Source organism: Pseudomonas gingeri, from assembly GCF_013385425.1.
Classification (GTDB): Bacteria; Pseudomonadota; Gammaproteobacteria; order Pseudomonadales; family Pseudomonadaceae; genus Aquipseudomonas; species Aquipseudomonas gingeri_D.
Genome location: NZ_JACAQA010000003.1, coordinates 188,353 through 214,239, shown reverse-complemented (window position 1 = coordinate 214,239; position 25,887 = coordinate 188,353). Strand labels below are relative to the sequence as shown.

Below are 25,887 nucleotides of genomic sequence, written 5' to 3'. Positions count from 1 at the left end.
GCCAGATTCACCAAAGAGCTGCCCCAGCCCTGGACACCCGTTAATACTCAGGATAAAAAACATCAAGTCCGTTTTGTTCTATGCCCATGCATTGACAGCCATTTGATATCACGCTCTACTTCGGCTTACATAAAGCTATATCCATATAAGGAAATGAAAGCATGCGCAAGGACGCTGAGCAATCGAGCTTGCTCACCCTCAAAAGCGTCGTTAATTCGCATTCAACTCTTTGATTTTATTCTGCGCGCACCATGATTTTGGTGCGTTCTAAACTGGGTCGATTCGAATAAAGAGGGGCACCTTCTCGTGGAGAACTACAAAGAAAAGCATAACCTGTCCTCCCTGCCTTTCTGGGTGCTCTCCGCGAGACAACTCTGTGACCTGGAGCTTCTGGCTAACGAGGCTTTTTCGCCACTGACGGGTTTTCTCGGTTTAGAGGATTATCTCAGCGTCGTCCACCACATGAGACTGAGCTCGGGTGCCCTTTGGCCAATGCCGATCACCCTGGATATCCCGCAGACATTGGCTGATCAGCTGGTACCCGGGGGCGAGTTGGCGCTACGTGATCCGGAAGGCCTCACATTAGCCGTACTGGCCATTGAGTCAATCTACCAACCGGACCATCACATCGAGGCGTTGCGGGTTTTTGGCACCCAGGACAAGGGCCATCCCGGTGTGGCAGCCTTGTATCGGCAGCATGCTTTCAATGTCGGCGGGATCATCAAAAAAGTCGACTCGGTGACGCACTATGATTTTTCTGATTTGCGCTTGTCGCCCGCGCAAGTCAAACGCGAAATAGCCCGTCGTGGCTGGGACGCGGTCGTTGCCTTTCAAACACGTAATCCGATGCATTGTGCCCATGTCGAACTGACCCTTCGCGCCATGAAACAGGCCAATGCGGCCTTGTTGCTACAGCCCGTCGTGGGGCTGACCAAACCGGATGATATCGATTATTACACCCGTGTCAGGTGCTACAAACACGCCCTGAAGTCTTACCCCGCCGATGCCGTCCTGCTGTCATTGCTGCCGTTGGCCATGCGTATGGGCGGCCCCCGTGAGGCCGTTTGGCACGCCCTGATTCGCAAGAACTTTGGTGCCACGCACTTTATCGTTGGCCGTGATCACGCCGGTCCCGGCAACGATAAGCACGGCAACGCGTTCTACTCGCCCTATGCCGCCCAGGAAATGGCGTTGGCACATGCGCAGGAAATCGGCCTGCAGATCCTGGCCTTCGAGGAAATGTTGTATATCAAGGAGGAGCGACGTTACGCGCCGGCCTCAGAGGTGCCACCAGGTGCCGCCGTGCTGAGCCTGTCGGGAACCGCCGTCAGGGAAAAGCTGGCCAGCGGCGCGGAAATTCCCGAATGGTTCAGTACACCCGATATCGTCGCAGAACTGCGTCGTTCATATCGTCCGAAACAACAGCAAGGCTTTGTGCTCTTTTTTACCGGGCTGTCTGGCGCCGGCAAGTCAACGATTGCCAATGGCATCGCCGTACGACTGCGGGAGGATGGGAGACGAACCGTGAGTTTGCTGGATGGCGATGTGGTCCGACATAGCCTCTGCAAGGGGCTCGGTTTTTCAAAAGAGGACCGCGAGGCCAATGTAGAGCGTATTGGTTTTGTGGCTATCGAGATCGCCAGGGCCGGCGGGATCGCAATCTGCGCGTGTATTGCGCCCTACGCGAGTACGCGCCAGGTCTGTCGAGAGTTGGCCGGCACCCACAAGACGGCTTTTTTCGAAATATATATAGCGGCGGATCTGGAAGTTTGTGAAAGACGTGACCGAAAGGGTTTGTATGCCAAAGCCAGGGCCGGGAAGCTACCGGGGATGACGGGTATTGATGCCCCCTATGAAGCACCGCTCTATCCCGACTTGCGAATTGACACCGCCTCCCTGAGTGCGGCCCAGGCGGTGGAGTTGATCATTGCCACCCTGGTCGAGCTGGACTATCTCCCCTCCTCTCTCCTTCATGAGCCCTGAACCACAACAGCCTTGTATACACCCATCCAAGTAGCCTGAGCCCGCTGTGTTTCCAAGGAGAACGACGTGAACGTGACCGACAAACCCGTGTCCACTGGCAATGCGCGCCCACGGCCCATCTTGATGATCCCGTTGCGTCGCTGCGGTAGTCATGCTCTGCGCCTACGCCTCAATCTCAATCCGCAGTTCTTTTCACCTTATCCGTTGCACATCGCTGACTATATGCCGATTGTTCCCCTGTACGGTGATATCGCCGATGACAACGCCTACTTTCGCATGGTGGTCGATGTTGTCGGTCTGCAGGCCGCCAGCATCGTCAAATGGCCCGGCAGCGCTTTCGATCCGATCGATATTTTCGAGCGGGTTCGCCACGAGCCGCGAAGCGTGCATCGGATTACCTGGGAGTTGCTGTTATGCGCGGCGGAGCAGCAGCACGCCCATGTGGCGATGGACAAGTCGCTCGACGATGTGCACTACGCCCATGAACTCATGCAGCTTTTCCCCAATATGCTGCTGCTCAATGTTGTCCGTGACCCCCGTGCGCAGGTCGCTTCAATGAATCGCGCGATCATTCATGACTTCGACACCTTGATCAATGCACAAACCTGGGTGGCGGCGCATCGAGCGGCGCAATCCTTGATCGAGCGTTACCCCGGGCGCGTATTGACCATACGCTATGAAGATTTCCTGCTCGATGAAGAATCGACACTCAAGCAGATCTGCCATTTTTTCGGCATTGAATTTCTCGACAAAATGCTCGATATCTCCGAATCCCGGGAAGCAAGGCAGATTTCGAAAATGTCGGCGCTTTGGTCATCCAACAGCTCTTCGCCGATCACCACGAATATTGATAAATTCAAAGGGCAACTGAGCACCCAGGAGATCGAAGTTATCGAGACCCTGGCCAAGGAGTTCATGTTGCGATATGGCTATGAGCCCATGACCGAGGCCAATTTCGCCTTTGACACGCACATGTTGGTGGACGCCGCCGAGCGCTCGGGTGACGCCCGCAAATTTGCCTGGCAAGACTTGGAACAGAAGAATTTCCAAGACTACATTTTGCGCCAATACCGCGTGGACTACCTGGCCTCGGTGCGCAGTCGGCTTGAGCGAAGTCGATAACGCCAGGCGGATGGCGGAGTAGCCGGGCAAATCGGCATAATCCGCCTATCCCACCTCAAGCAAGAGAATTTCATGGCGAACCAAGACATTACCTTCCTTCCCGACCCCGACGCGGATTCCATCTCCTCCGATGTTGCCGGTTTCGGCGGCCTGCTGGTCTCCACCCAGATCCCTACCCGTGCCGACGGCAGCCTGGAACTGGGCGACATCACCCTGCAGAGCGAGTGCACGCTACAGGCGCTCAAAGTGGCACTGGAAAAAGCCGGCAGTTCCATGGACCGGGTTCTGCACCTGACCATCTACCTCACCGACATCGCCGATCGCCCCGCCTTCAACGAAGTCTATAAACGCTTCTTCGCCAAGCCCTGGCCGGTGCGCGCAGCCGTTGGCGTGGCGGCCCTGGCGGTCGAAGGCATGCGGGTGGAAGTCACCGCGATGGCCGCCAAGGGCTGAGTTCGCGGCTTTATCCGGCGGCCGCGCTCAGCGAGTGGTCGCCGACTGGCAGCATTCGGGTGTCGGTCAGGCGTTTCGCCGCTACAATGCACGCCTTGACCGTGAAGCCTGACTAAAAAAACATGTCCCTACCCAAGCATCACCTGGAATTGCTCAGCCCCGCCCGCGACGTAGCCATCGCCCGCGAGGCCATCCTGCATGGCGCTGATGCCGTGTATATCGGCGGCCCGAGCTTCGGCGCGCGCCACAACGCCTGCAACGAAGTGAGCGATATCGCCGGATTGGTGGAGTTCGCCCGTCGTTACCACGCCCGGGTGTTCACCACGATCAACACGATCCTGCACGACAACGAGCTGGAACCGGCCCGCAAGCTGATCCATCAGCTCTACGATGCCGGCGTCGACGCCTTGATCGTCCAGGACCTGGGCGTGATGGAGCTGGATATTCCGCCCATCGAGCTGCATGCCAGTACCCAGACCGATATCCGCACCCTGGCACGGGCGAAGTTCCTCGACCAGGCCGGCTTCTCGCAGCTGGTACTGGCCCGCGAGCTGAACCTGCAAGAGATCCGCGCCATCGCCGACGAGACCGATGCCGCAGTCGAGTTCTTCATTCACGGCGCGTTGTGCGTGGCGTTCTCCGGTCAATGCAATATCTCCCACGCGCAGAATGGCCGTAGCGCCAACCGTGGCGATTGCTCCCAGGCCTGTCGCCTGCCCTACACCCTGAAAGATGACCAGGGTCGTGTGGTTGCCTTTGAGAAACACCTGCTGTCGATGAAGGACAACAACCAGAGCGCCAACATTCGCGCCCTGGTTGAAGCCGGCGTGCGCTCGTTCAAGATCGAGGGGCGCTACAAGGACATGGGCTATGTGAAAAACATCACCGCCTACTACCGCCAGCGCCTGGACGACGTCCTCGAAGACCGCCCGGACCTGGCCCGTGCTTCCAGTGGTCGTACCGCGCATTTCTTCTTGCCCGATCCGGAGAAAACCTTCCATCGTGGCAGCACCGACTACTTTGTCAGTGATCGCAAGATCGACATTGGCGCCTTCGACACCCCAACCTTCACCGGCCTGCCGGTGGGCGTGGTGGAGAAAGTCGGCAAGCGCGATATGCAGGTGGTGACCCATGAGCCGCTGTCCAACGGCGACGGCCTCAATGTGCAGGTCAAGCGCGAGGTAGTGGGCTTCCGCGCCAACATCGCCGAACCCAAGGGCGAATTCGAAGAAGATGGCGAGAAGCGCTATCGCTATCGCGTCGAACCCAACGAGATGCCGGCCGGGCTGCACAACCTGCGGCCGAACCATCCGCTGAGCCGTAACCTGGACCACAACTGGCAGCAAGCCCTGCTCAAGACCTCCGCTGAACGCCGGATCGGCCTTTCGTGGGAGGCTCGTCTGCGCGAAGAACGCCTGGAACTGACCGCCACCAGCGAAGAAGGCGTCAGCGCCAGCGTTGCCCTGGACGGTCCGTTCGGTCTGGCCAACAAACCGGAACAGGCCCTGGAACAACTGCAGGACCTGCTCGGTCAACTGGGCACCACCCAGTACCACGCCACGGATATCAAGCTGGATGCGCCACAGGCGTATTTCATTCCTAATTCGCAGCTCAAGACCTTGCGCCGTGAAGTGATCGAAGCGCTGACCGTGGCCCGTATTGCCGCGCACCCACGGGGCAGCCGCAAGGCCGAGACCACGCCGCCACCGGTGTACCCTGAGTCGCATCTGTCGTTCCTGGCCAACGTCTACAACCAGAAGGCCCGCGACTTCTATCACCGTCACGGCGTCAAGCTGATCGACGCGGCTTTCGAGGCGCACGAGGAGACCGGTGAAGTGCCGGTGATGATCACCAAGCACTGCCTGCGCTTCTCCTTCAACCTCTGCCCCAAGCAGGCCAAGGGTGTGACGGGCGTGCGCACCAAGGTCGCGCCGATGCAGCTGATCCACGGTGACGAGGTGCTGACGCTGAAGTTCGACTGCAAGCCTTGCGAGATGCATGTGGTCGGCAAGATCAAGGGGCATATCCTTGACCTGCCGCTACCAGGCAGCGGCGTGCAGCAAGTCGTTGGGCATATCAGTCCTGAAGATCTGCTCAAGACGATTCATCGGGCGCCGCACTGAGGCCATGACTGTTTGACACAAGAACGGGGAGCAAACTCCCCGTTTTCAGACGTTTGAGTCATGTGGCAAGACATCGGCCCGGGGTCGCTCCTGAATACGCTCCCACGCGATGCCCAAGCCTACGCAACCCCAGGAAAAGTCCGACTATCTCTCCCAACAGGTTTAGTCGAGCATACGGGCTGGATCGCTGTTGTTCACAGCACTCGGCCAGGAAGGCTACGTTGACGGCTACAACCCCTTGCGGCCGCCGTCAGAGGATGCCTCCAGGTCGCGGGTCAATTGCAGGAGGCATGATGAAACTATCGCTCACCTTATACGATGCACTGACAGCTGCCACCATTCCGGCGAACAAGGCCAAGGCAGTTGTAAATGCCTGGGAGGCCGATGTGGAAAATCTCGCGTCAAAATCTGACTTGCAACAAACCGAGACGCACCTGAAAGCATCCATCTCGGAGCTGGGTTCCGCCATCAGGGAGCAAGGTGTCGAACTGCGCGCACTGATCAAGGAACAAGGCGCTGAACTGCGCGCCTCCATTTCGGGATTGGAGTCGCAGAACAAAATCCTGCGCTGGCAGTTTGGCCTGATCTTCATCTGTGTCGCGGTACCGATCCTGAAAATGGGATTTGAGCTACTGGCCCGGTCAGCTTGACCCCCTCTTTCGATTTCGGTTGTCCGCGATTTTTCGGGGCTGTGCGCTTGTTGCGCACAGCCCCACGAACCTATACTCGGCAGCCGTCATAGGGGGTTTTACATGGGCTGTCCCCAAGTCTGTTCCGGCGCTACCCTGCAATGCACCTTCGGCCTGGCGCCCGGCGTGCTCAACGTACTGCCGCAGAACCGCACCCTGGTGTCTGGTATGCCTGCAGCGAATCTCATGGACCATATTCCCCTGGTCAACATCATGCCCTTCGGCATGTGCCAGAGCCTGGCCAACCCCATGGTGGTGGCCGCAACGGCGGCGGCACTCGGGGTGCTGGTGCCCATGCCCTGTATTCCCGTGACCGTCGCGCCCTGGATACCCGGTGGTGCGCCGACCATGCTGCTGGGGCCGATGCCCGCGCTGGATGCCAACAGCACGCTGATGTGCAACTGGGCCGGGGTGATCAAGATCCTCTTCCCGGGCCAGGTGCAGATGCTGATTCCCTGATCAGGCATCGGGCGGCTGCCGCCATTTCAACCACCAGGCTTTCCAACGCGCCATGGGTTTTCCCGATTCATCGAGTGGCCGTCCATCCGCGGCATAGGATTGTGCGCCGTCCTGCGGTTGACCTTTGTCGTATTCAATCCGCGCCGCCAGCTGGCCATTGCCATGGAATCGCTGGTAAAGCCCCTGCAATTGCCCCTGCTGATAGTGTTCGCGAGACGCCAGCGTGCCGTCTTCGAAGTAACTGAGCACCTGCCCGTGCAGCAAGCCGGCGCGGTATTGCGCCTCGCGGATCAAGGCGCCTTGCGGGTTGTGGAACACCGCCTGGCCGTCGAGTTTATCCTTGCGGAAATTCAGCCGTGCCGAAGGCTGGCCGTTGGGGTGATAAATCACCATCGGCCCCTCCAGCGTGCCCTGGCTATAACTGAGCACTGCCTGCGGGCGACCACTTTCGCTCACCCGGGCCGGGCCTTCCAACTGGCCACCGATCAGGGTGGCGTTGAGAGTACTGTCGCCGCTGACGACTTCAACCTTGGCTGGTTTGTCCATATCCCCTCCTCAGTTGACCTTGACCAGGCCGCCCTTGATGGTCAGCATCGCACCGCCGTCCACGGTCTGCTCGGCACCGCCCTTGTTCATCAGGCTGACGCCGGCGTCGTTGGTCAGCGTGGTACCGGCCTTGTTTTCCAGTGAGGTCCCGGCTTTGTTGCTCAAGGCCGTACCAGCCTGGTTGCTCAGGGCCATACCGGCCTTGGCGCTGAGATTGGCGTCGCTCTTCGCCGTGAAATCGCCGCCACTTTGCAGGGTCAGGGTACCGGTCACCTTGATGGTGAGGTTGCCGTCCACGGTCAGTTGGTAATTGCCGCTCACCGTGTGGCTGTAGTTGCCACTGGTGGTGTGGGTCTGGTCGCCGCCGACCTTGAGTGTACGATCGCCCTTGACGTCCAGGGTGTCGCTGCCGGTCTGCAGGGTCACCGTACGCTTGCCCTTTTCCAGGGTGACGGTTTCATCGCCTTCCTTGACCGTGCGCGTACGGGCATTCTGCACCGTGAGGGTTTCGTCGTGGCCGACGGTGGCGGTGGTGTCGTTGAGTACATTGAACTTGAGGTCCTTCTGCGCCTGGAGAAAGACCTCCTCCGCGTCTTTCTTGTCCTCGAAACGCAGTTCGTTGAAGCCCTCGCCGCCCTTGGAAGACTGGGTCTTGATCCCGGACTGGGTCTGGTTGGCCGGCAAGGCATAGGGCAGCGTGTTTTCGCCGTTGTAGATACAGGCGGTGACCAGAGGGCGGTCCGGGTCGCCGTCGATAAAGGTCACCACCACTTCCTGGCCGATGCGTGGAATGAACTGCATGCCGAAGCCCTTGCCGGTCCAGCCTTGGGCTACGCGGACCCAGCACGAACTGTTCTCGTTCTTTTCACCCTCGCGGTCCCAGGTGAACTGGACCTTTATCCGCCCGTACTCGTCGGTCCAGATGTCCTCGCCGTCCTTGCCCACCACCCTGGCCGTCTGGGTATGCATGGTCGGCTTCGGGGTCAGGCGCAGGGGCCGATAGTTGACGCTCTTGGGAACCGCCTCGAAGCGATTGCGATAGTGTTCGTGACTGGCCTCATGGCTGACCGAGGTCAACAGCCATTCAATGTTCGCGCTGCTGTCGTCGTGCCCGGTCAGGGCGAAGGTGTAGCCGGGCTGCAACCAACGGCAATCGCTTTCACCGATCAGCCGCAGCGCCTGGGTACGCAGGGCGTCCATGCGCTGTTTGCCCAGGGCATCGCCCCGCGCCTTGGCGGTGTAGCCACCGGGGTGTTCATAGACCGACAGAGGTCCTGACTCGGCTTCAGCGCGGCCGTACAACGAAGTGGTGGGGGTGACGAACTGATAGTCGGTGGCACTGTAGACCCCGGATACCGCTTGCTGGCTGATTTGCGCCGAGCGGATGCCCTGCAACTCCCGATTGCCGATCTGCTGGCCAAGATAGGCGATGCTGGCACCGTTCGGGCAGGCGACAAAGGCGCTGTTGCTGTCCGCCAATATCAGGGTATGCCGCCCTTCGGCATGGCTGAAAAACCAGAAGATCCCCTCCTCCTCCAGCAACCTGCAGACAAAGGCGAAATCGGTCTCGCCGTACTGGATGCAGTATTCGCGCGGTTCGTAGGTGCCGGAAAGCTTCAACTCGTAGTCGCTGAAGCCATGGGCCTTGAAGATACTGGTGACGATATCGCTGGTGGGCAGGTTCTGGTACACCCGGTTGTTGCTGGCCAGGGTCAGCCACCAGAGCCACGGGCGCAGTTGCAGGCTATAGCGCTCGGCGGTGGCATCGGCCGGTAGCTGGCGAATCTGCGCGCAAAGCCCATCCACGGGACGCTTCAGCGCGTCGTTATGCAGGGTCAGGGTCACATGGGTGGCCACGGCGCTGGCCATGGCCACTGTCTCGCTGCTGTAACCGGTGACGCTGAACTCGCCCAGTTGGTTCAGGGACTCTTCGCCGCTCAGGGTTTCGGGGAACAACGGCGCCATGACCGCACCGCTCAACGACAGCGAGGTGTTGGTATCAGTGGGACGGGGCATGGTTTTCCTTGAGGATCATCTTTGACTACCTGTATTCATTCCAGCACCCATTGCGCCAGCTGCCCTGCCACCTGTTCCATCAGTACATGTTCCACATCCCGCGCGCCAGCGGCACTGCAACGGGCCAGCACGGCCTTGACGATGCCATCGTCGTAGTCGAAACGCTTGCCGGTGGCCGCCAGGTAGCGCGCGCGCAGTTTCTCCAGCTTGGCCAGGACAATCCCTTCCAGGGTCACCTCATCCAGGGCGCGATACGGTACCACGGTCATGCGTGCCAGAAAGGCCGGGCGAAACGCCTGCAACAACACAGTGTGCAACTGCTGGTTGAAGGCTTCGGCGGTTTGTTGCTCAACGGCGCTGTCGAGGATCAGTTCCGCCCCGACATTGCTGGTCGCCAGCATCACGGTGTTCTTGAAGTCGACCACCAGGCCGCTGCCATCCTCCATAAGGCCTTTGTCAAACACGTTATAGAAGGCTTCGAGCACGTCCGGATGGGCTTTTTCGATTTCGTCCAGCAAGACCACGCTGTAGGGCTTGCGCCGTACCGCCTCGGTCAATACGCCGCCGCTGCCATAACCGACGTAGCCCGGCGGCGCGCCCTTGAGCTGGCTGACGGTATGGGCTTCCTGGTATTCGGAAAGGTTGATGCTGATCAGATTGCGCTCGCCACCGTACAGCGCATCGGCCAGGGCATAGGCGGTCTCGGTCTTGCCCACGCCGGTGGGTCCCAGCAGCAGGAACACCCCGACCGGTTTTTGCGGGTCGGTGAGCCCGGCGCGATAAGCTTGCAGCCGTTGGGCGATGGCGCCGAGGGCAGCCCCCTGCCCCATTACCCGTTGGCCGAGGCGCTCGGCCAGGGTGCGCAGGGCATAGGCTTCGTCGGCGAGCACCTTGCCTTGTGGAATGCCGGTCCAGGCGGCAATCACCGCGGCGACGACTTTCGAGTCGACCTGTTCCGGTACCAGCGGATCGTCCTCGCGAATCGCGTTCAGGCCACTTTCCAGGCGCACCAGTTCGCTGGCCAGTTGTTCGAGACGGTTGTCCAGTTCCTCGTCATCGCGGTTCGGATCGACGCTTTCGTTGAGCGCGAGCATCTCGCGACGGGCCCTGAGCAACTCGGTCACGGCCTCGCGTTCCTTGTGCCAACGGGTTTCCAGTTCGACGATGGCCTGGCGGTCTTCCTGCTCCTGAAGTTCGAGCGGCCGGATACGCAGATCATGATCATGCCCGATGGCCTGTTCGCGGCGCAGGCGTTGCAGTTCGTCATGGGTCGCCGCCTGGCGATGCCGCAGGCTTTCCAGGGCAGGCGGCACGTCGTGCTGGGCCAGTGCCACCCGGGCACAGGCGGTGTCGAGCACGCTGATGGCCTTGTCCGGCAGTTGCCGCCCGGAGATATAGCGCTGGCTGAGCTTCACCGCATCCTGGATCGCCGCGTCCAGTACTTCGACGCCATGGTGCTGCTCCAGCTTGCCGGCCACGGCGCGTAACATTTGTATGGCGGTCTGCTCGTCCGGCTCTTCGACCTGGACCAGTTGGAAGCGTCGGGTCAGCGCCGGGTCTTTCTCGAAATATTTCTTGTACTCAAGCCAGGTGGTGGCGGCCAGGGTCCGCAGTTCACCACGGGCCAAAGCCGGCTTGAGCAGATTGGCCGCGTCGTTCTGCCCTTCGGCGGCACCGGCGCCGATCAGGGTATGGGCCTCGTCGATAAACAGGATGATCTTGCCGGCGGCGTTACGCACGCCTTCGATCACCCCCTTGAGGCGCTGTTCGAATTCACCCTTGACCCCCGCCCCGGCTTGCAGCAGCCCGAGGTCCAGTACCCGCAGGCTGACCGCCTGCAAGGGCGGCGGCACATCCCCTTGGGCAATGCGCAGCGCCAGGCCCTCGACCACCGCGGTCTTGCCGACCCCGGGAGCCCCCACCAGGATCGGGTTGTTCTGCCGACGGCGCAGGAGGATGTCGATGCACTGGCGGATCTCCCCGTCGCGGCCGATGATCGGGTCGATGCGCCCCTGGCGGGCGTCCTCCGTGAGGTCCTGGGTGTACTGCTCGAGCAATGATGCGTCAGCGCCGCCGGCTCGCGACGAAGCTTTTCCGGGGCGGGCCGGCAGGCCGGTTTCACAGGAGTGCTCGGTCAAGGCCATGAACTGGGTGCGCAACGGATCGCGGGCAATTCCGAGCAATGACGGGATGCTGCCTTGCAGCAGGGCCCGATATTCGTCGCGATCGAGCAGCGCCAGCAACAGCAGCCCGGAACGCACCCCCGTGGTGCCGAACACGCTGGCCTGGACCACGGCGTCCTCGATCAGCGCCAGCAGTTGTTTGGACAGCGTCGGTGTGCGGGTATTACCGGTCTTGAACAGCTCCAGGGCGAGATTGATTTCACTCGCCAGGCGATCGCGCTCCAACCCCAGCGCCGGCAACAGGCAAGCCAGGTCGCCGCCTTCGATCTCCAGCAATTCCAGCATCAGGTGTTCGATCTCGACAAAGTGCTGGTTACGCTGCCAACTGCGCTGGGCGGCCCGTTCCATGGCGTCGCGGCACTGATGGTTCAAGCGTGAGATCAGCACGGCGATTTCCATCTCAGGCACTTCCCTCTTCGTGCAAACGCAGGTCGATCCGGAAATCTCCCGTGCGCGCGACACGGTTCAACCGGGTTCCCTGACCCAGAGCGGTAGGTTGCTCGCGGCCAATCGTCAGGGTTGCGCTGCTGGTGACGTGCACGGACAGCGTACAACGCAGCTGCGCGCCAAAATAGAAGGCCACCAGCGCCGCCAACTGTTGGTGAGCCTCCCGGCCCGGCATAAAGCGCTCGGCCATCTCGGGCTCCTGTGGGCCGAGGCGGATATGAATACCGGCATGCTCATCCCAGACCCGGGTCCCGCACAGGGCGTTGCGTCCCAGGACCAGGTTACGGCCCTTGCGGCCCAGCACGCTCTGGTCGTTGGAAGCAATCTGTTGCCAGGCGCCCTGGTAGCCGTGCAGTTGCACGGGCAAATCGAAGTAGTGCTTGAGCAGGTTCTGAAACCCGGCCAGGGATCGTCGCCGGTTGGCCAGCAATCCGGCGCGAGCGATCAGGGCCCTTTCCGGCAGCACAGTCAGCTGCTCCACGGAGCTGGACGACAGCCCGCACAAGGCACGCAACTGTTGGTACACCGGGCTGAGTGCCGGCTGGCTGTAAGGCAAGGCTACTCGCTGGCGTTGTTGCACCCGATACATCAGGCTCAGCAAGCGGTGCTGGAACAGATCGAGAAACGCCACCGTGCCGTGATCGCGGTTGCGCGCCCTCTGCTGCAACCATTCCTGATAGGCATAGGGTAACGGGCCGTCCGGGCCGCCGAGGCCGAACACCTGGGTGTGCAGGGTCAGCCGGGACCCGGGCATTTTCGCATTGGGGACCTGGCGCAAGCTGCTGATCTCGCTCGGTGCGAACTCCGGCAACAGCGGCCCGCGCAGGCGCACCACCTCTCGCTCGGGATCACTGCCGGTACCCAGCGAGTCGACGGTTTGCTGCGCGCGTAAACGCGCCAACTCTTCTTCGAGGTCACTGCCAGTCCCCGGCGAATCAGCCGTTTGCTGCTCGCGCTCCAGAATCAGCAACGCTTGCAGCAATTCGAAACGCTGGGGGACCTGACGCAGCAGCGCGCCTAGAGAGCCAGGATGGGGTTGCTGCTCGGACTCCATTGCTTGATCTCCTTATCGCCCTCTACCAGCACGGTGCGAACAAAACAGTTGGCATTGGCATACAGCGCGAAAAAGTGCGCCAGTACCCCGGAGAACAGCACCCGGCTGCTACCGGAAAACTTGCTCGGATCCAGTTCCAGATGAACCTCCAGGCCGTTGCGCCAGCCGCGCCAGGCATCCTTGCCGACACGGCCGACAACCCGTTCGGTTTTCAGCGAGAGAATGCCATTGATCTGCAGGCGAGCCGAGGGCTCGTCGCGCAGATTATGCAGAATCAGCATCTCCTTGAGGGCCTCCAGGGCCTGGGGGCCTTCGGTCAACGACAGATGATTGAGGTTGAGTTGCGAGATCAGGCGCCAGCGTGAAGACCCCTCCAGGTCGGGCAGTGATTGCGGCGTGGGGCTTTTCAGCAAGGCAATGGTGGCCACCGGACCGCTACGTTCGAACTTCAAGGAGGTGCCGGTCAACAGGTTTTGCGCCATATGCCGGTTGGTACACCAGACCTGCGCGGTAAAGGTGTCGTCAGGCGACGCGGAGCGCGGCTGGAACTGGCTGTCCACCAGGCTCAGGATCATGTCGGTGCCGGCTCGCGAGTGACCGGGGGCACTGATCCGCCGGGCGTGCCAGAACAGGCCATCCTCCCCTTGCCCATGCTGGTAGCCGTAGTACGGCGGCACGGTCTGGTAGCCGTTGGCGGTACCGGCCACCAGCTTGCGGATGCTGTGGATTTCAACACTGTTGTCACGGTGTGAGTCGGCTACCAAACGGTATTCGCTTTGCGTGCCGTCCGGGCGCAGGGTTTCAGCGGTACGGGAAAACAGATTGATGACCGGCGTACAGCCCAGGGCGATATCTTCGCGTTGCAGGCTGATACGGCTGTCGGGGGCGCGATCGAAGGCGACATAGACCTCGAGCAGATCCGTAGCCTGCGGCGGGATCTTCAGGGCGAGATCGAAAAAAGCGAACTTCTCCGGAAAAGCAAAATACTCCACCAACAAGTGCAGCCCGGGGTGCACGCCGTCTTCCTCCGGCAACAGCCGCTGGTTATCGTCATAACCGGCTGGCAAAGGCCGGACCCCGAGTGGCTGGCCGAGGCTGCCGGGCAAGCCGCAGACAATATCCAGACTATGGGCGGCCAGCAGATCATAGAGTTGGGAACGATTACCCGCAGGCCCCGCCAGGTGAATGCGCAAGGTCTGGATCGGCAATTCGCTCCAGGGCTTGCCATTGTTGCATTTCAACACCAGACGCAGTGCCGCCTCGGCATTGGCGATCCCGGTGACCGACTGCGCGGCGCTGCCTTCGATCAGGCTGGCGTCCTGAACCTCCAGGGGCCATAGGGTGACATCGGCGCAGGTGCGGAAATACAGGCTGTCGAGCTGCTCTTTCTGCGGGGCCTTGAACACTTGCGTACCACGCGGCAGGTGATAGCCGGCGGCCAGGCTGCCTTTGCTCGGGTCCGGCCCGAACTGCACGATGGCGCAGGACGGCATCGGCCGTAGCGCCATCGGATACAGCTGTTCCAGCAAGGCGTCGCTGAATTCGGAGTAACCGTCGTCGAGCCGGCGTTGCAAGCGCGCGGCGAGCAAGGCGAAGCTTTCGATCAAGCGTTCGACATGGGGGTCCTGGGAGCCACTGGACGACAGCTTCAGGCTGCTGGCCAGACTCGGATGGTTCTCGACGAAGTCGCTGCCGGCACGATGCAGCCAGGTCAATTCGCGCTGATAGTAATCCAGCAGTCGGGCATCAATCGAATCACTCATGCCTGACCTCGAAGCCGCTTTCACCCAGCTCCAGGACGAACGACATGTTCGGGGCCGTGTCCAGGCCCCGGACATGCCCCATCACGCGCACCGTCATGCGTGTACGTTGCCCCGGCAGCGCCTGTACATCGACGTCTTCCAGCGCCAGGCGTGGTTCGAAACGGGTAATGGCCTTCCGTATATCGCGAATCAGGATGCGATGATCCTCTTCACGGTCGGCATACAGGGTGCTCCAGTCGCTCATCCCGTAATCGATGATGGTCGGGGCGAACCCATGAACCCGTTCGGTGCGCCGGGTATTGAGCAGGCGCTCCAGCTCAAGGCGAATGGACTCGACGATCCGCAACGGATCACGGGCATCGAAGTAGCCCTCCGTGTCCCCCGCCAGGAGGTCGAACAGCGCAACACGCATGAAAATCTCCAACCGGATGAAAACAGGCGATCAACCCTTGATGAGTTTGTTCGCCGCCAGGTCCCAGGTGGAGGCTGCAGTGCCTTCCTTGGTGCCGTCGTCTTTCTGGGCGGTCAGTTCCCACTTGATCTTGGTGAAGTTCAGCGACAGGGTTTCCACTGGCTTGCCACCGGCGCCGCCGCTGACACTGACGTTGGAGACCACCACGTTGGTCAGGGTGTAGATAATGAACGGCATCAACTGGCCGTTGCTCTCGGCGGCGTTACGGCCGACGGTGACCTTGACCTCGGCGATCGGCTTGCCGCCGCAGCAGTACTCGTTGATGCTCGGGGTGGCGGAGTCGACGAATTTGGTCAGGGTGAACTCACCGATATGCGGCTTGCCGGAGGTACGTTCCGAGTTGCTGACATCGTTGGTGACCTGCATGGCCACGTTGTGGCTGTAGGACATGACTTCGATCTTGTCGGCATAGCCTTCCAGCAGGGAGTCGCCTTTGATCGTGGTGCCCAGGTCGAGAATAATTGCATCCATGGGGTGTTGTTCCTTGCACGACTAGCAGAAATGGAGGGCCCGCCGGGTCACGGCGGGCTGCATGGCATGGATCAGGCCGCGGCGGGTGCCGGCAGCGCGGCGACCAGGCGGATCGAAGCGGTCAGCTCTTCCAACTGGAAGTGCGGCCGCAGGAACACCGTGGCGGTGTAGCTGCCGGGACGTCCAGGCACATCGCTGACATCGACCCGGGCTTCCCGCAGCGGATACTGCGCCTTGATTTCCTGGGGGGCGTTGTCATTGATCAGCACGTAGTCGGCGATCCAGTTGTTGAGGTAGGTCTGCACGTTGTCGCGGGTGGCGAAGCTGCCGACCTTGTCGCGCAAGATCACCTTCAGGTAATGGGCAAAGCGCGAGGCGGCCAGGATGTACGGCAGCATGCCGGAAATCCGTGCGTTCGCGTTGGCCTCGAAGGTGTTGTAGGTCTGCGGTTTGTTGGTGGTCTGGCCACCGAAAAATACCGCGACATTGCTGTTCTTGCGATGGCACAAAGCGATGAAGCCCAGCGAGTCGAGTTCCTTTTCCCGGCGATCGGTGATCGCCACTTCGGTCGGGCACTTGATCGCCAGGTCGCCGACCTGGGTATTGAACTGGTACACCGGCAAATCGCTGACCGTACCGCCGCCTTCCGTTCCGCGAATCGCGGCACACCAACGGTACTGCGCAAAGGCGTTGGTGATACGTTGGGTCAGCAGCCAGGCGGCGTTGCCCCAGAGGAACTTCGCCGAGTCGGGCTCGACCATCTTTTGCGCATCGACATCGGCGCTCTCAGGCGGTACGCCCGAGGCTTTGGCCGCCGCAACGGCGGCAATGGCCGCTGCCGCCGCCGTCGCCCCGGCGGTGGTGTTGACGTCCTCGACGAAGGTCGACATCCCCGGTACCGGATTGTTCAGCGGATCGTACGGCAGACGCGACAGGTAATGCGGCAGGACCATGGCCACATAACGCGAGTCCTCGGTCTTGCGGAACGCGTTCCACTCGATCAGCGCGCCGCTTTCGAAAACCTTGCTCAGGTCACGGGGCACGCCCAGGTCGGCGAAGGTCTTGAGGTCGAACAGGGCCGGACTGGCCGCCGTGATCAACGGCGCATGGGCCGCCGCCGCGACACCCGACAGGTTGGTGAGCATCTTGACGTCGACACTGTTGCGACCGAATTCATAGTCGCCCATCAGCAGGCTGAACGGGCTGCCACCGAGGGTGCCGTACTCTTCCTCGTAGACCTTCTTGAACAGTACGCTCTGGTCGAAATCGATGGCTTTCTCCAGGTCCTGTTGCAGTTCGCTTTTGGTGACGTTGAGCAGGCGCAACTTCAGGGATTCACCGGTTTCGGTGTTCATCACCAATTGGTGCAGGCCACGCCAGGACGCTTCCAGGGCCTGGAACGACGGATCGTGCAGCACCAGGTTGAGCTGGGCGTTGATCAGCGTGTCGAGATCGGCGATACGCTTGCTGATGGTGGTCAGCATGTTCTCGTCGGCCTGGACATTCTTTTCGCCCACTTCGTCGGCGAAGACGCTGAGCATCTGCTGGGCATACTTCTTCTGGACGCCATCCTGGGCACCCAGGATCATCGCCTGGACGATGCTTTCAAGCAGTGGGGTTGGAGCTGTCTGGTCGGCCGTTGGTGCGGCCGCCGCCGGCGTGGTTGCGGGCGTCAAAGCGGGGTCATTAGGCATCGCGATTCCTCCATGGAGGGGAGCTGATCAACTAGGATTTGGTAGGATCGACAACCGGTGCGGGGTCCACGGGCTTGTTGGGATCCACGGGCGCCACTGCGGGGTCAGCCTTGACCGGGTCGACGACGGCCGCGGGGTCGGTCTTGGCAGGATCGACAATCGCTGCGGGGTCCGCTGCTGGCGGCGCGAGGGCCTTTTGCAGGTCGCCCTTGAAGGCCAGAATCGCCGCGTCATCGTGCAGCCTGGCAATCAGGCTCCGGTCCAGATCGTCATTGCCATCGAGCTTGATCAGCAGGTCCTGCAGCTTCTGACGTTTGTTGTAGAGGTCTTTGAGTCCATCGATCTGGGAAACGATATTTTCCGGGCTGAAATCTTCGATGGTCTTGAAGGACAGCTCGGCCCACAGGCCGTCGTTTACTTTTTGGGGATCGATCAGGTTCGCGACTTTGAACTTTTGTTGCGGGTTGATCCGGCTCAGCACCGTGTCGAAGCTGTCCCGGTCGATGTCGACAAAACCGCGCGAAGACAGTGGATCGGGTTTGTTCGGCTGGTTGTTGCCGGAGAGGTCGGACAGGATGCCCACCACCAGCGGCAGTTCCTCTTTGGTGAAGGCGTTACCGATTTCTACGTCATAAGTGATTTGCACACGCGGGGGGCGGTTACGACCCAAGTACTTCTGCTTGCTTTCCTGATTAGCGGCCATGCCCTTCTCCTTCTGGCGCGCCTACCGAACGGCAACGCGCTCCTGGTGGTATAAACCTTTTCCGACGGCTTGAGTGCGAATTTTCTGTAGGAAAATCGACTGTCCAAAACCTTAGAAGAGGTCTATAAGACAAGCAAGAAATATCTGGCAAAACCTATATTTGAATCCTATGAAGCGAATTAAGTTCCTCGGTAGCAGCTGCGCGCTAGCTTTTTTCATGATATTTCAGATAAGTGGTTGCAGCCTGTTCGCGCCCAAGGTCGCGCTACAGAAAGTCATAGTCGATGTCGAGCCCAAAGCCAACAGCGACACACCACTGCCCCTGGATTTCGTCGCTGTCGCCGATCCGCAATTACTCGAGCGTCTCAAGGGCACGCCGGCCAACCAGTGGTTCGCCCAGCGAGAGCAGCTACGCCGCGATTTCCCCCAGGGTTTCAACATCTGGAGCCTGGAGGTGGTTCCGGGGAACCTGGTGACGTTCGCGAGCAATCCCCTGCAAGGTGAAAAGGCTGAAGGCGTGTTGTTGTTCGCGGGCTACAGTACACCGGGCGCACACCGATTGTTGCTCGACAAACAAACGGATATCTGGCTCAAGGTCGGCGCCCGCGAGATGCGCCTGCTCGACGCCCAGGGCCAGTGAAACCCGTATTCCAGGAAGGCTAGGAGTGAAGGATGCGCGCTATACCGGATGCTATACCGGATGCGATCTGTTGGAGTGAAGGCATGCATCTGCTGCCACAACATTTCCAGTTGCAGAGCTTGCGTGCCGAGGGCGTGAGTGCCCGGCTCGCAGCCAATGCCAGGCCCTGGTACTGGGGTGTGCAGTACATTGAATTACTGGTAGAGGACAGCGGCAAAATCACCGTCAAGGCACTCGAGGCCGTAATGCCCGACGGTCTGGTGGTCGACCTGGATGCCGTCAAGGACAAAGAGCACTATCCGCTCGAACTCAAGCTGACTGCCGATGATTTCCAGAAGCAGAGCACCCTGATGGTTTACCTGGCGGTCGATCCGCTGTGGCGTGCCGGGCTGCTGGGCGAGGTCAGTGGCCGGCTGCGTTCGCTCAATATCAACGCCGTGGACCTGAACGGCAGCGACGCCCCGACGCCCGACACCGTATGTGTCTGGCGCCCCATCGTGCGGCTGGTCACGGAAAACCAACTCTCCGACTCGATCTGCCTGCCATTGCTGCGCATCAGCCATTCGGGCGGTGTGTTCAGCCAACTCGACTACGTGCCGCCCTGCCCTGTGTTGACCCCGGACTCGGTGATCGGCGAAAGGATCAGCAAGGCGTGCCTGCTGGCCCGCAGCAAATGCGATTTCCTCAAAGGCCGCTGGCGCCTGGCGCAGGACGCCGGCAAGACCCTGGAGGGCGCTGAACTGCGCGGCCAGTTGGTCGCGATCGGCTCCCGGCTCCCGGAGTTGCAAGCCACGCTGGATACCGGTGTTGCTTCACCGATGGCGCTGTACCTGCAATTGACCGGCCTGGTGGGTGCGCTATACGGCTTGCAGCCGGAAGAGACACTGCCCCGTTTCAGCCCCTTGCTGTTCGACGATATGCTGCCAGGCTTCGCCCAGGTGCTTGACTGGATCGAAGGCCAGCTCAACAACATTCGCGCCAGCTACACTCGACGCAGTTTCGACTACAAGGACAAGCATTTCTCCATCGCCCTGCTGGACCGCCAGACGCCGATCCAACAGTTGGTCATCGGCCTGCGCATGCCTTCCGGCGCCACGCCACAGGCGGCGGGGGATTGGCTGCAAAACGCTTTCAGGGCCTCTCGGGCACAATTGCCGCCCCTGATCCAGCAGCGCTCCCATGGGTTGGCGTTCAACGTGCTGGGGCGCAATGACCAGGTCGCCTACGGCGTTGCCGAGGATATTCGTCTGTTCACCTTGCAGGCCGCGGGTGATTGGTTCGCACCTGATACCGACCTGTGCCTGTATATGCCACCGGGCAGTGCAAGGGTCGAACCTGTTGAAATCATGATATTCGACGCCACTCGGGACTGAACCGGATCAGGGATTGATGAGCGATGTTGGATAATGACGCACTGCCGACGTTCGACACCTTCGAGGCGGCGCCCCTGAGCAGCGCCTTCAACCGGGCCTGGAATGAATGGCTGGTATTCTGGCAGGCCCTGCCACATACCACCGAAGCCAAGGTCCAGGTCGTGCAAGTGGCCGAGCAGGTCAGTCAGATTGCCCGGCGGCTATGGCGCAGCACCTTCGCCGCCGTCGGCGATGCCCAGGGCCAGCAAGCCAAGGCAACGCTCTTCGCTTTCGTCGGGCTGGTGGACGAACACCTGTTGTTCGAAGACTGGCCGGGGCAATCGATCTGGCAGGATCTGCCGATGGAAACCCGCATGTTCGGTACGCGTTCGGCGGGCGACCGGATTCCGGTCGCCATCAAGAAACTCCTGGAAACCCGCGACCCGGCCCTGCGCGACCTGGGCAGCGTCTACCTGTACTGCCTGATCCTCGGTTTCCAGGGCCGGCTGCGCAACGGCAGTGGCCCGGCCTTGCACGAAAAATGGCGGCGCAGCCTGTTCACCTTTATCCGCCAGCGCAGCGCCACACCCAACGACATCGCCCAACAACTGCAACGCCCGAGCGCCATCGCGCCGCAACAACTGCCGGTACGCCGCAGCCTGCCCGACGGTTACCGGCTGGGCCTGGCCTTGGGGTTGGGATTCTTGCTGTTGCTCGCCATCAGCCAGGGCTTCTGGTTGAACATTCAATACCGGGTGCAGCCTGCTCTTGATCAGGATCGGCAAACACTGGTCACGGAGCTCAAGCGCTGATGGCTTACCTGGGTGAAATACTCGCGGCCCTGCTCCTGCTGGTGGTGGTCGCGGCACTGTTGTGGAAGTATTCCGCGCGACTGAACGGCGCCAATCGCAGCTTCTACGCTGCGGTGAGCGAGTGGGAACAAGCGCTGGGCGTGCACGATCGTTATGAGACGCCGTGGGTGCTGATGCTCGGCGATGCGCCGCGGATCGAGGCGCTACTGGCCGGCTGGGGACTGACCAGCACGGCGCAACCGGCCTGGTTCGGACGTTGGTGGTACGGCCCCGACGGCGCGGTGCTGGTGGTGCCCGCGCCGCTGTTCAGCCATGGCGAGCGCGCCAGCGTGCAGCTCAAGCTCTGGCGTCAACTGCTGGAACTGCTACTGCAAGCCCGGGCGAATCGACCGGCCGACGGCATTATCTGGCTCTGCGACCTGGAGCAACTGGCGCCCGATCAGGATACCGCCGCCGCCGGCCTGGCGGTGCGGCGCAAGTTTATCGATCTGCAACAGCGCCTCGGCCTGAGCCTGCCGGTGTATATGCTCCTGAGTGGTTTCGAGAGCCTGCCCGGTACCAGCAAACTGCTGGAAGTGCTGCCAACGGCGGCGAAAGACGCACCGTTCGGCTGGACATCGCCCTATACGGCGCAAACCCCTTGGCACCCGGACTGGATCAGCCAGGGCCTGGGCCTGGTCGAACAGACCCTGGCCGACCTGCTGGTGGAAATCGGCACGTTGCGTGGTCAGGTGGATGCCGAGCTGTACTTGCTGCCCAAACAATTACAAGCCTTGCATGATCCCCTGCGCTCCTTGTGCGACCCGATATTCCAGGGCAACGCCATGGGCGAAGCCCCGCGTTTGCGCGGCATCTATTTCAGTGCCCAGGCCAGTCCCGCCGCACCGGCGGCCGATGCCGACCCCTTTGCCGAAGGCCCGGCGCCGATCCCGGCGCCGCCACTGTTCACCGCGCGCCTGTGGCGGCAACGAATCATTGCCGAACAAGGGCTGGCACAGCCGATCACGCGCATCCTGCAATTACGCCAACGCTGGCAGCGCCTGGTGGCGCTGGCCGTGGGCGTGATCGGGCTGGTCTGGGTGATCGGCATGCTCTGGGCCTGGCATGGTCGTAGCGATGCCGCGACGCAGTTGAGCAGCCTGCTGCACGAGGACCAGGCGCATAACCCGGTGACCGTTGACGACGACGCCGCGCGCGAACGCATCGCCAGTTTCTGGCGCCTGCTCCAGGCCGCGCCGCGTTGGCATATGCGCACCTCGCTCCTGCCCGGTTCGTGGTTCTCCTCACTGGACCAGCAACTGGCGCAGGAGCTGCGCGCCCGGGCCCGGGTGCAATTGTTCACGCCGCTCAAGGGCAAGCTGCAGGACGAAATCACTACCCTGATTGCGCCTCGCGTGGCGCCGCGTCCCAGGGCCGGTAGCAGCAGCAATGAAGAGGCCTACCGACAAGCCATGCAGGTGCTCGACCAGGCCCTGGCGGTGGAACACCACAACAAACGTTTCGCCCAGAGCCTGCAAGGCGACCAACGCCCGCTGGACGACGCCATCGCCCTGGCCAACGAGTTGTTCGGATTCAATTTCCAGACCAAGGGCCTGCCGCTGGGCGATGACTACAACAGCCTGTTGGCCACGCCAGAAATCCCGCTGGCCAGCCCGGTGCAACTGGACCCGCTCAAGCCGCAGATAGCTGCGCGCTACGTCAATGCCATGCGCCTATGGCTTGACAGCCTGTTCGCCAGTTCCGACTTCAGTGCCACGGCCGGCGCCCTGAACAGCCAATTGCGGGCCTTGCAGGGGGGACAGCGCAACAGTCTCGCCGAGCTTGAAGAACTGGATGCCTCCATATCCCAACTGCGCCAGTTACTGACCCTGACCAATGCGGCGTGGAGCCAGGGCAACGGCGCACAGTTGGCGCCCGGTTATCAGGAAGGGCTCGAAAAGGCCCGGCAAAGTGCATTGATCGGCAGCGTCGCCGTCGACCAGGTCGAGCGTTATGCCGACACCTCGAAACGGACCTTCCACGATCGCTGGCTGGAACAGGGCGACGAGGAACAGGGCATTTTGCGGCAACAGAGCAGCGGTACCCTGGAGTTGCAAGCCAACGTCGACAAGCTCGGGCAGGTGGTTGCGGCGCTGTTGCACCAGGACTTCAGCCAGATGGCCCTGAACCAGGACGATGCCCCACCGCTGAGTGGCCAGGGGCTGCGCGAGCTGGACAGCGGCAAGTTGGATGCGGCGCTGCACTATCACGACAGCTACCAACTCTGGTTGCAACAGAATGTGGCGGAGCTGCCGGCGCCCTACCGCAAGTCCATGATCAGCGCCGCCCGTTCGGCGACCGCCACCGCCATGTGGCAAAGCCTGAACAACGTCTCCAGCCTGAGCGCCAGCAAGCCCCCGAGCATCGACAGCGGCACGACCTTCAACCTGCCCGCCGACAAGGCCCTGCAAGTGCTGCAAGTGTTCAGCGATATCGGCGACTCCCGCCAGATCGAGCTATTGCGGCAAGAGTTGAATACCCGTGCGCTGAACGATATGCGCCGTGCCTCGAACGAGATCGCGGCCCTGCCACTGTTCCGCCAACCCATCGACTTCAGTCAATGGGACGGTACCCGCAACCTGTCGCTGCGCAGCTTCCGGGAAAGTGATCCACCGGCGCTGAAACTGGCCTTGAGCCGACAATTCACGCTGATCGGCGACTCGCTGAGCACCGCGCGCCCGGCCATCGAGTGGCTCGACCAGCAGCGTGATCGACTCTCGGCCAGCGATGATGGGACCCTCGACAGCTTTGTCGACATGAGTGCCGAGCTCAAGAAGTACGGCGACCAGAACCCGGCGAGTTCACCGCTGCAGTACCAGCAGATGGTCCTGCGTGACTTCAATGACATGGACCTGGGTAACTGCGCCAAGATCCTCGCCGATTCCATCCTGCCGATGGGACAAGGCAATATTGCCCTGCTCGCCCGCAGCGCCCATGACCGGGCGCGGCAACGCTGCGACAGTTTGCAGAATTACACGGCCGCAGTGGCCTGGAAGCGCCTGGGCGATTACTTCAGTACCTACCTGGCCGGGCGTTTTCCCTTCAGCGGTGACGACACGCCGGTCGATGCCAACCCCGACCGGGTCCGTGAGTTCCTCGACCTGATCGACAAAAACCTGCCCAGCGCCTTCAGCGGCCTGGAGAACAACCGCTCGCCACAATCGTCCGCGGCCGCCGAGTTCCTGTTCAACCTGCAAAACGCCCGGGCCTGGCTCGGTCCGTTGTTGCTGCGTGACAAGGACGGCGTGCGCGGCCTGGACCTGGAAGTCCGCTGGCGTACCGACCGCGAGGAAGAGCGCGGCGCCGACCAGGTGATTGACTGGAACCTGGCCACCGGTCCACGGGAAGTCGGCTATCCGGCGGAAAACCTCAGCCACGCCAATTGGACCGTCGGCGAACCGGTCCGCCTGGCCCTGCGTTGGGCCAAGGGCAGCAGCCAACGGCCGCTGGACGATCCGAAACAACCGGCGCTGGCCGTGGCCGACTTGCAAGCCAGTTGGTCATATGACGGCACCTGGGCCTTGCTGCGGTTTATCCACGCCAACCAGGCCGGCAATCACTTCGCAACCCAGGATGAGGGTGACCGGCCGCTGGCCCTGCAACTGCCGTTGCGCTCGCCGCAGCCGGGCAATGCCAACGCCCTGATGTTCCTGCGCCTGTCGCTCAAGGCCGTTGGCGGCAAGCAGCCGCTGACCCTGAGCACCTTGCCGACACGCGTGCCGGCCTCGCCCTATGGGTCGGTCTTCCCGTTGCCCGTGGCCAGTACCGAGAGCCAACAATGACGATCGACACACCCTCCCTCGATCAACTGCGCCTGCGTTTGCCGGGCTTGATCGATCCCCTGCCCGGCGCTGACCCAGCGGGTATCAGCTTGCGCTCGGCGCCCGAAATCGACGTATTGCGCGAGGCCCGTCGCGAAGACGATGCCAGCCTGCCCACCGGGGTCTGGCAGACCGACCTCAAGCGCGCGGACTGGTCGACGGTGGAGAACCTGGCCAGCGAGCTGTTAAGCAAGCAGAGCAAGGACCTGCTGGTGGCGACCTGGCTGGGAGAGGCCTGGTTGCAGCGTTATCAGTTGCCCGGTGTCTGTGTGGCACTGGAACTGGTGGTCGGGCTTTGCGAGCGTTATGGGCAGACCCTCTACCCCCGGGGCGACGACGCCAGCTGGCTGGCCTCGCCACTGGGCTTGCTGGTGCGCCAGTACAGCCTGTTGCTGAATATTCGCCTGCCCTTGCTGGGCGGCGCGGCGCGCGGGTTCGAAACCCTCACGCTGGAACAGTGGATGCGCGCGCAGAAACAGCTGCTGAACAAAAGCGAGGAGCGCAAGGCCAAGGCCCTGGCGCAGGAGTCCCAGGACCTGCTGCGTGACTGGCGCGAGGCTGTGCTGCGAATTCCGCTCGATCAGCTCGACGCACGGTTACAGCTGTTCAATACCTGTTTGCAGAATGTTGAGCGACTGAACCGCTGGGGCGACAGCCAACTGGGTGGAGATGCACCAAGCTTTGCCGCATTGCAAAACATCCTCGATCTACACGTTCAAGCTTTGCGGGAGTTTATCGCCATGCATCCGGAACCGCTGCCTGTGCAAGTCAGCCTGCCCCCTGAACCGACGATCGAGGAGCCCGCCGCGACAACGGCCCCCCTGCCGCTTTCGGCACCCGAGTCACGCCAGGCCGCCTACCGGCAGTTGAAGGTTATTTCCGACTATCTGAAACGGGTCGAGCCCCACAGCCCGGTGCCCTACCTGATCAACCGTGCGGTGGATTGGGGGAATATGGAGCTGCCGGAGCTGCTTGGCGAGTTGATCAAGGCCGACCCCGATATCCAGCGGATCTGGCGACTGCTCGGGGTCTTGCCTTGAATACG

General features: G+C 61.6%; 20 protein-coding genes. 11 read left to right on the top strand and 9 right to left on the bottom strand.

Annotated features, from left to right (window positions below; genetic code table 11):
* The first annotated feature begins 306 nt into the window (after positions 1-306).
* From HX830_RS03610 to HX830_RS03585, 6 genes are all read left to right on the top strand, one after another.
* Positions 307-1,983 (top strand): bifunctional sulfate adenylyltransferase/adenylylsulfate kinase, encoded by a 1,677-nt coding sequence (locus HX830_RS03610; protein ID WP_152739041.1) that lies wholly within the window; start codon positions 307-309, stop codon positions 1,981-1,983.
* Between the two features lie 66 nt (positions 1,984-2,049).
* Entirely contained in the window at positions 2,050-3,105 is a 1,056-nt protein-coding gene (locus tag HX830_RS03605) for a sulfotransferase family protein (RefSeq protein WP_218171190.1), read from the top strand.
* Between the two features lie 72 nt (positions 3,106-3,177).
* A complete protein-coding gene (locus tag HX830_RS03600; protein WP_103494116.1) occupies positions 3,178-3,558 on the top strand; it encodes a RidA family protein in 381 nt (126 codons plus the stop codon).
* A 122-nt stretch (positions 3,559-3,680) separates the two neighbouring features.
* Positions 3,681-5,681 carry a peptidase U32 family protein gene (locus tag HX830_RS03595; protein ID WP_177098994.1) on the top strand — a complete coding sequence of 667 codons (2,001 nt, stop codon included), beginning with the start codon at positions 3,681-3,683 and terminating at the stop codon, positions 5,679-5,681.
* A gap of 293 nt (positions 5,682-5,974) precedes the next feature.
* Positions 5,975-6,331, top strand: a complete 357-nt coding sequence (locus HX830_RS03590) for a DUF1640 domain-containing protein (protein ID WP_152739033.1) — start codon at positions 5,975-5,977, stop codon at positions 6,329-6,331.
* Positions 6,332-6,433: 102 nt separating this feature from the next.
* Positions 6,434-6,829 carry a DUF4280 domain-containing protein gene (locus HX830_RS03585; RefSeq protein ID WP_100943185.1) on the top strand — a complete coding sequence of 132 codons (396 nt, stop codon included), beginning with the start codon at positions 6,434-6,436 and terminating at the stop codon, positions 6,827-6,829.
* Here HX830_RS03585 and HX830_RS03580 read toward each other — a convergent pair whose 3' ends face one another.
* The 9 genes from HX830_RS03580 to tssB all read right to left on the bottom strand — a co-directional run bounded on the left by HX830_RS03580 (position 6,830) and on the right by tssB (position 18,178).
* Complete coding sequence (locus tag HX830_RS03580; protein WP_152739027.1) at positions 6,830-7,375, bottom strand: toxin-antitoxin system YwqK family antitoxin; 546 nt, start codon at positions 7,373-7,375, stop codon at positions 6,830-6,832.
* A gap of 9 nt (positions 7,376-7,384) precedes the next feature.
* The gene (tssI, locus tag HX830_RS03575) at positions 7,385-9,391 is read right to left on the bottom strand and encodes a type VI secretion system Vgr family protein (RefSeq protein WP_177098993.1); all 2,007 of its coding nucleotides are present in this window, start codon (positions 9,389-9,391) and stop codon (positions 7,385-7,387) included.
* 35 nt (positions 9,392-9,426) lie between these two features.
* Entirely contained in the window at positions 9,427-11,973 is a 2,547-nt protein-coding gene (gene tssH, locus HX830_RS03570) for a type VI secretion system ATPase TssH (RefSeq protein ID WP_152739315.1), read from the bottom strand.
* Between the two features lies 1 nt (position 11,974).
* On the bottom strand, positions 11,975-13,075 hold the full coding sequence (tssG, locus tag HX830_RS03565; protein ID WP_177098992.1) for a type VI secretion system baseplate subunit TssG: 1,101 nt from the start codon (positions 13,073-13,075) through the stop codon (positions 11,975-11,977).
* The gene (gene tssF / locus HX830_RS03560; protein ID WP_177098991.1) at positions 13,039-14,838 is read right to left on the bottom strand and encodes a type VI secretion system baseplate subunit TssF; all 1,800 of its coding nucleotides are present in this window, start codon (positions 14,836-14,838) and stop codon (positions 13,039-13,041) included. The genes tssG and tssF overlap by 37 nt, the downstream gene beginning before the upstream one ends.
* The gene (gene tssE / locus HX830_RS03555) at positions 14,831-15,250 is read right to left on the bottom strand and encodes a type VI secretion system baseplate subunit TssE (protein ID WP_177098990.1); all 420 of its coding nucleotides are present in this window, start codon (positions 15,248-15,250) and stop codon (positions 14,831-14,833) included. The genes tssF and tssE overlap by 8 nt, the downstream gene beginning before the upstream one ends.
* Positions 15,251-15,280: 30 nt before the next feature.
* A complete protein-coding gene (locus tag HX830_RS03550) occupies positions 15,281-15,781 on the bottom strand; it encodes an Hcp family type VI secretion system effector (RefSeq protein ID WP_100943178.1) in 501 nt (166 codons plus the stop codon).
* 71 nt (positions 15,782-15,852) lie between these two features.
* Positions 15,853-17,475, bottom strand: a complete 1,623-nt coding sequence (gene tssC / locus HX830_RS03545; protein ID WP_152739012.1) for a type VI secretion system contractile sheath large subunit — start codon at positions 17,473-17,475, stop codon at positions 15,853-15,855.
* A gap of 31 nt (positions 17,476-17,506) precedes the next feature.
* Entirely contained in the window at positions 17,507-18,178 is a 672-nt protein-coding gene (gene tssB / locus HX830_RS03540; protein ID WP_177098989.1) for a type VI secretion system contractile sheath small subunit, read from the bottom strand.
* 217 nt (positions 18,179-18,395) lie between these two features.
* Here tssB and HX830_RS03535 point away from each other — a divergent pair, with 217 nt between their 5' ends.
* Genes HX830_RS03535 through tssA form a run of 5 tightly spaced genes read left to right on the top strand, consistent with a single transcriptional unit; the run spans position 18,396 to position 25,882 of the window.
* Positions 18,396-18,818 (top strand): type VI secretion protein, encoded by a 423-nt coding sequence (locus HX830_RS03535; protein ID WP_248764316.1) that lies wholly within the window; start codon positions 18,396-18,398, stop codon positions 18,816-18,818.
* A gap of 32 nt (positions 18,819-18,850) precedes the next feature.
* On the top strand, positions 18,851-20,191 hold the full coding sequence (gene tssK / locus HX830_RS03530) for a type VI secretion system baseplate subunit TssK (RefSeq protein ID WP_152739003.1): 1,341 nt from the start codon (positions 18,851-18,853) through the stop codon (positions 20,189-20,191).
* Positions 20,192-20,214: 23 nt separating this feature from the next.
* The gene (locus HX830_RS03525; RefSeq protein ID WP_152739000.1) at positions 20,215-20,982 is read left to right on the top strand and encodes a DotU/TssL family secretion system protein; all 768 of its coding nucleotides are present in this window, start codon (positions 20,215-20,217) and stop codon (positions 20,980-20,982) included.
* Positions 20,982-24,803: a type VI secretion system protein gene (locus HX830_RS03520; protein ID WP_177098987.1), complete on the top strand. Its 3,822-nt coding sequence runs from the start codon at positions 20,982-20,984 to the stop codon at positions 24,801-24,803. Before HX830_RS03525 ends, HX830_RS03520 begins: the two co-directional genes overlap by 1 nt.
* Positions 24,800-25,882 (top strand): type VI secretion system protein TssA, encoded by a 1,083-nt coding sequence (gene tssA / locus HX830_RS03515; RefSeq protein ID WP_152738993.1) that lies wholly within the window; start codon positions 24,800-24,802, stop codon positions 25,880-25,882. Before HX830_RS03520 ends, tssA begins: the two co-directional genes overlap by 4 nt.
* Positions 25,883-25,887: the final 5 nt, after the last annotated feature.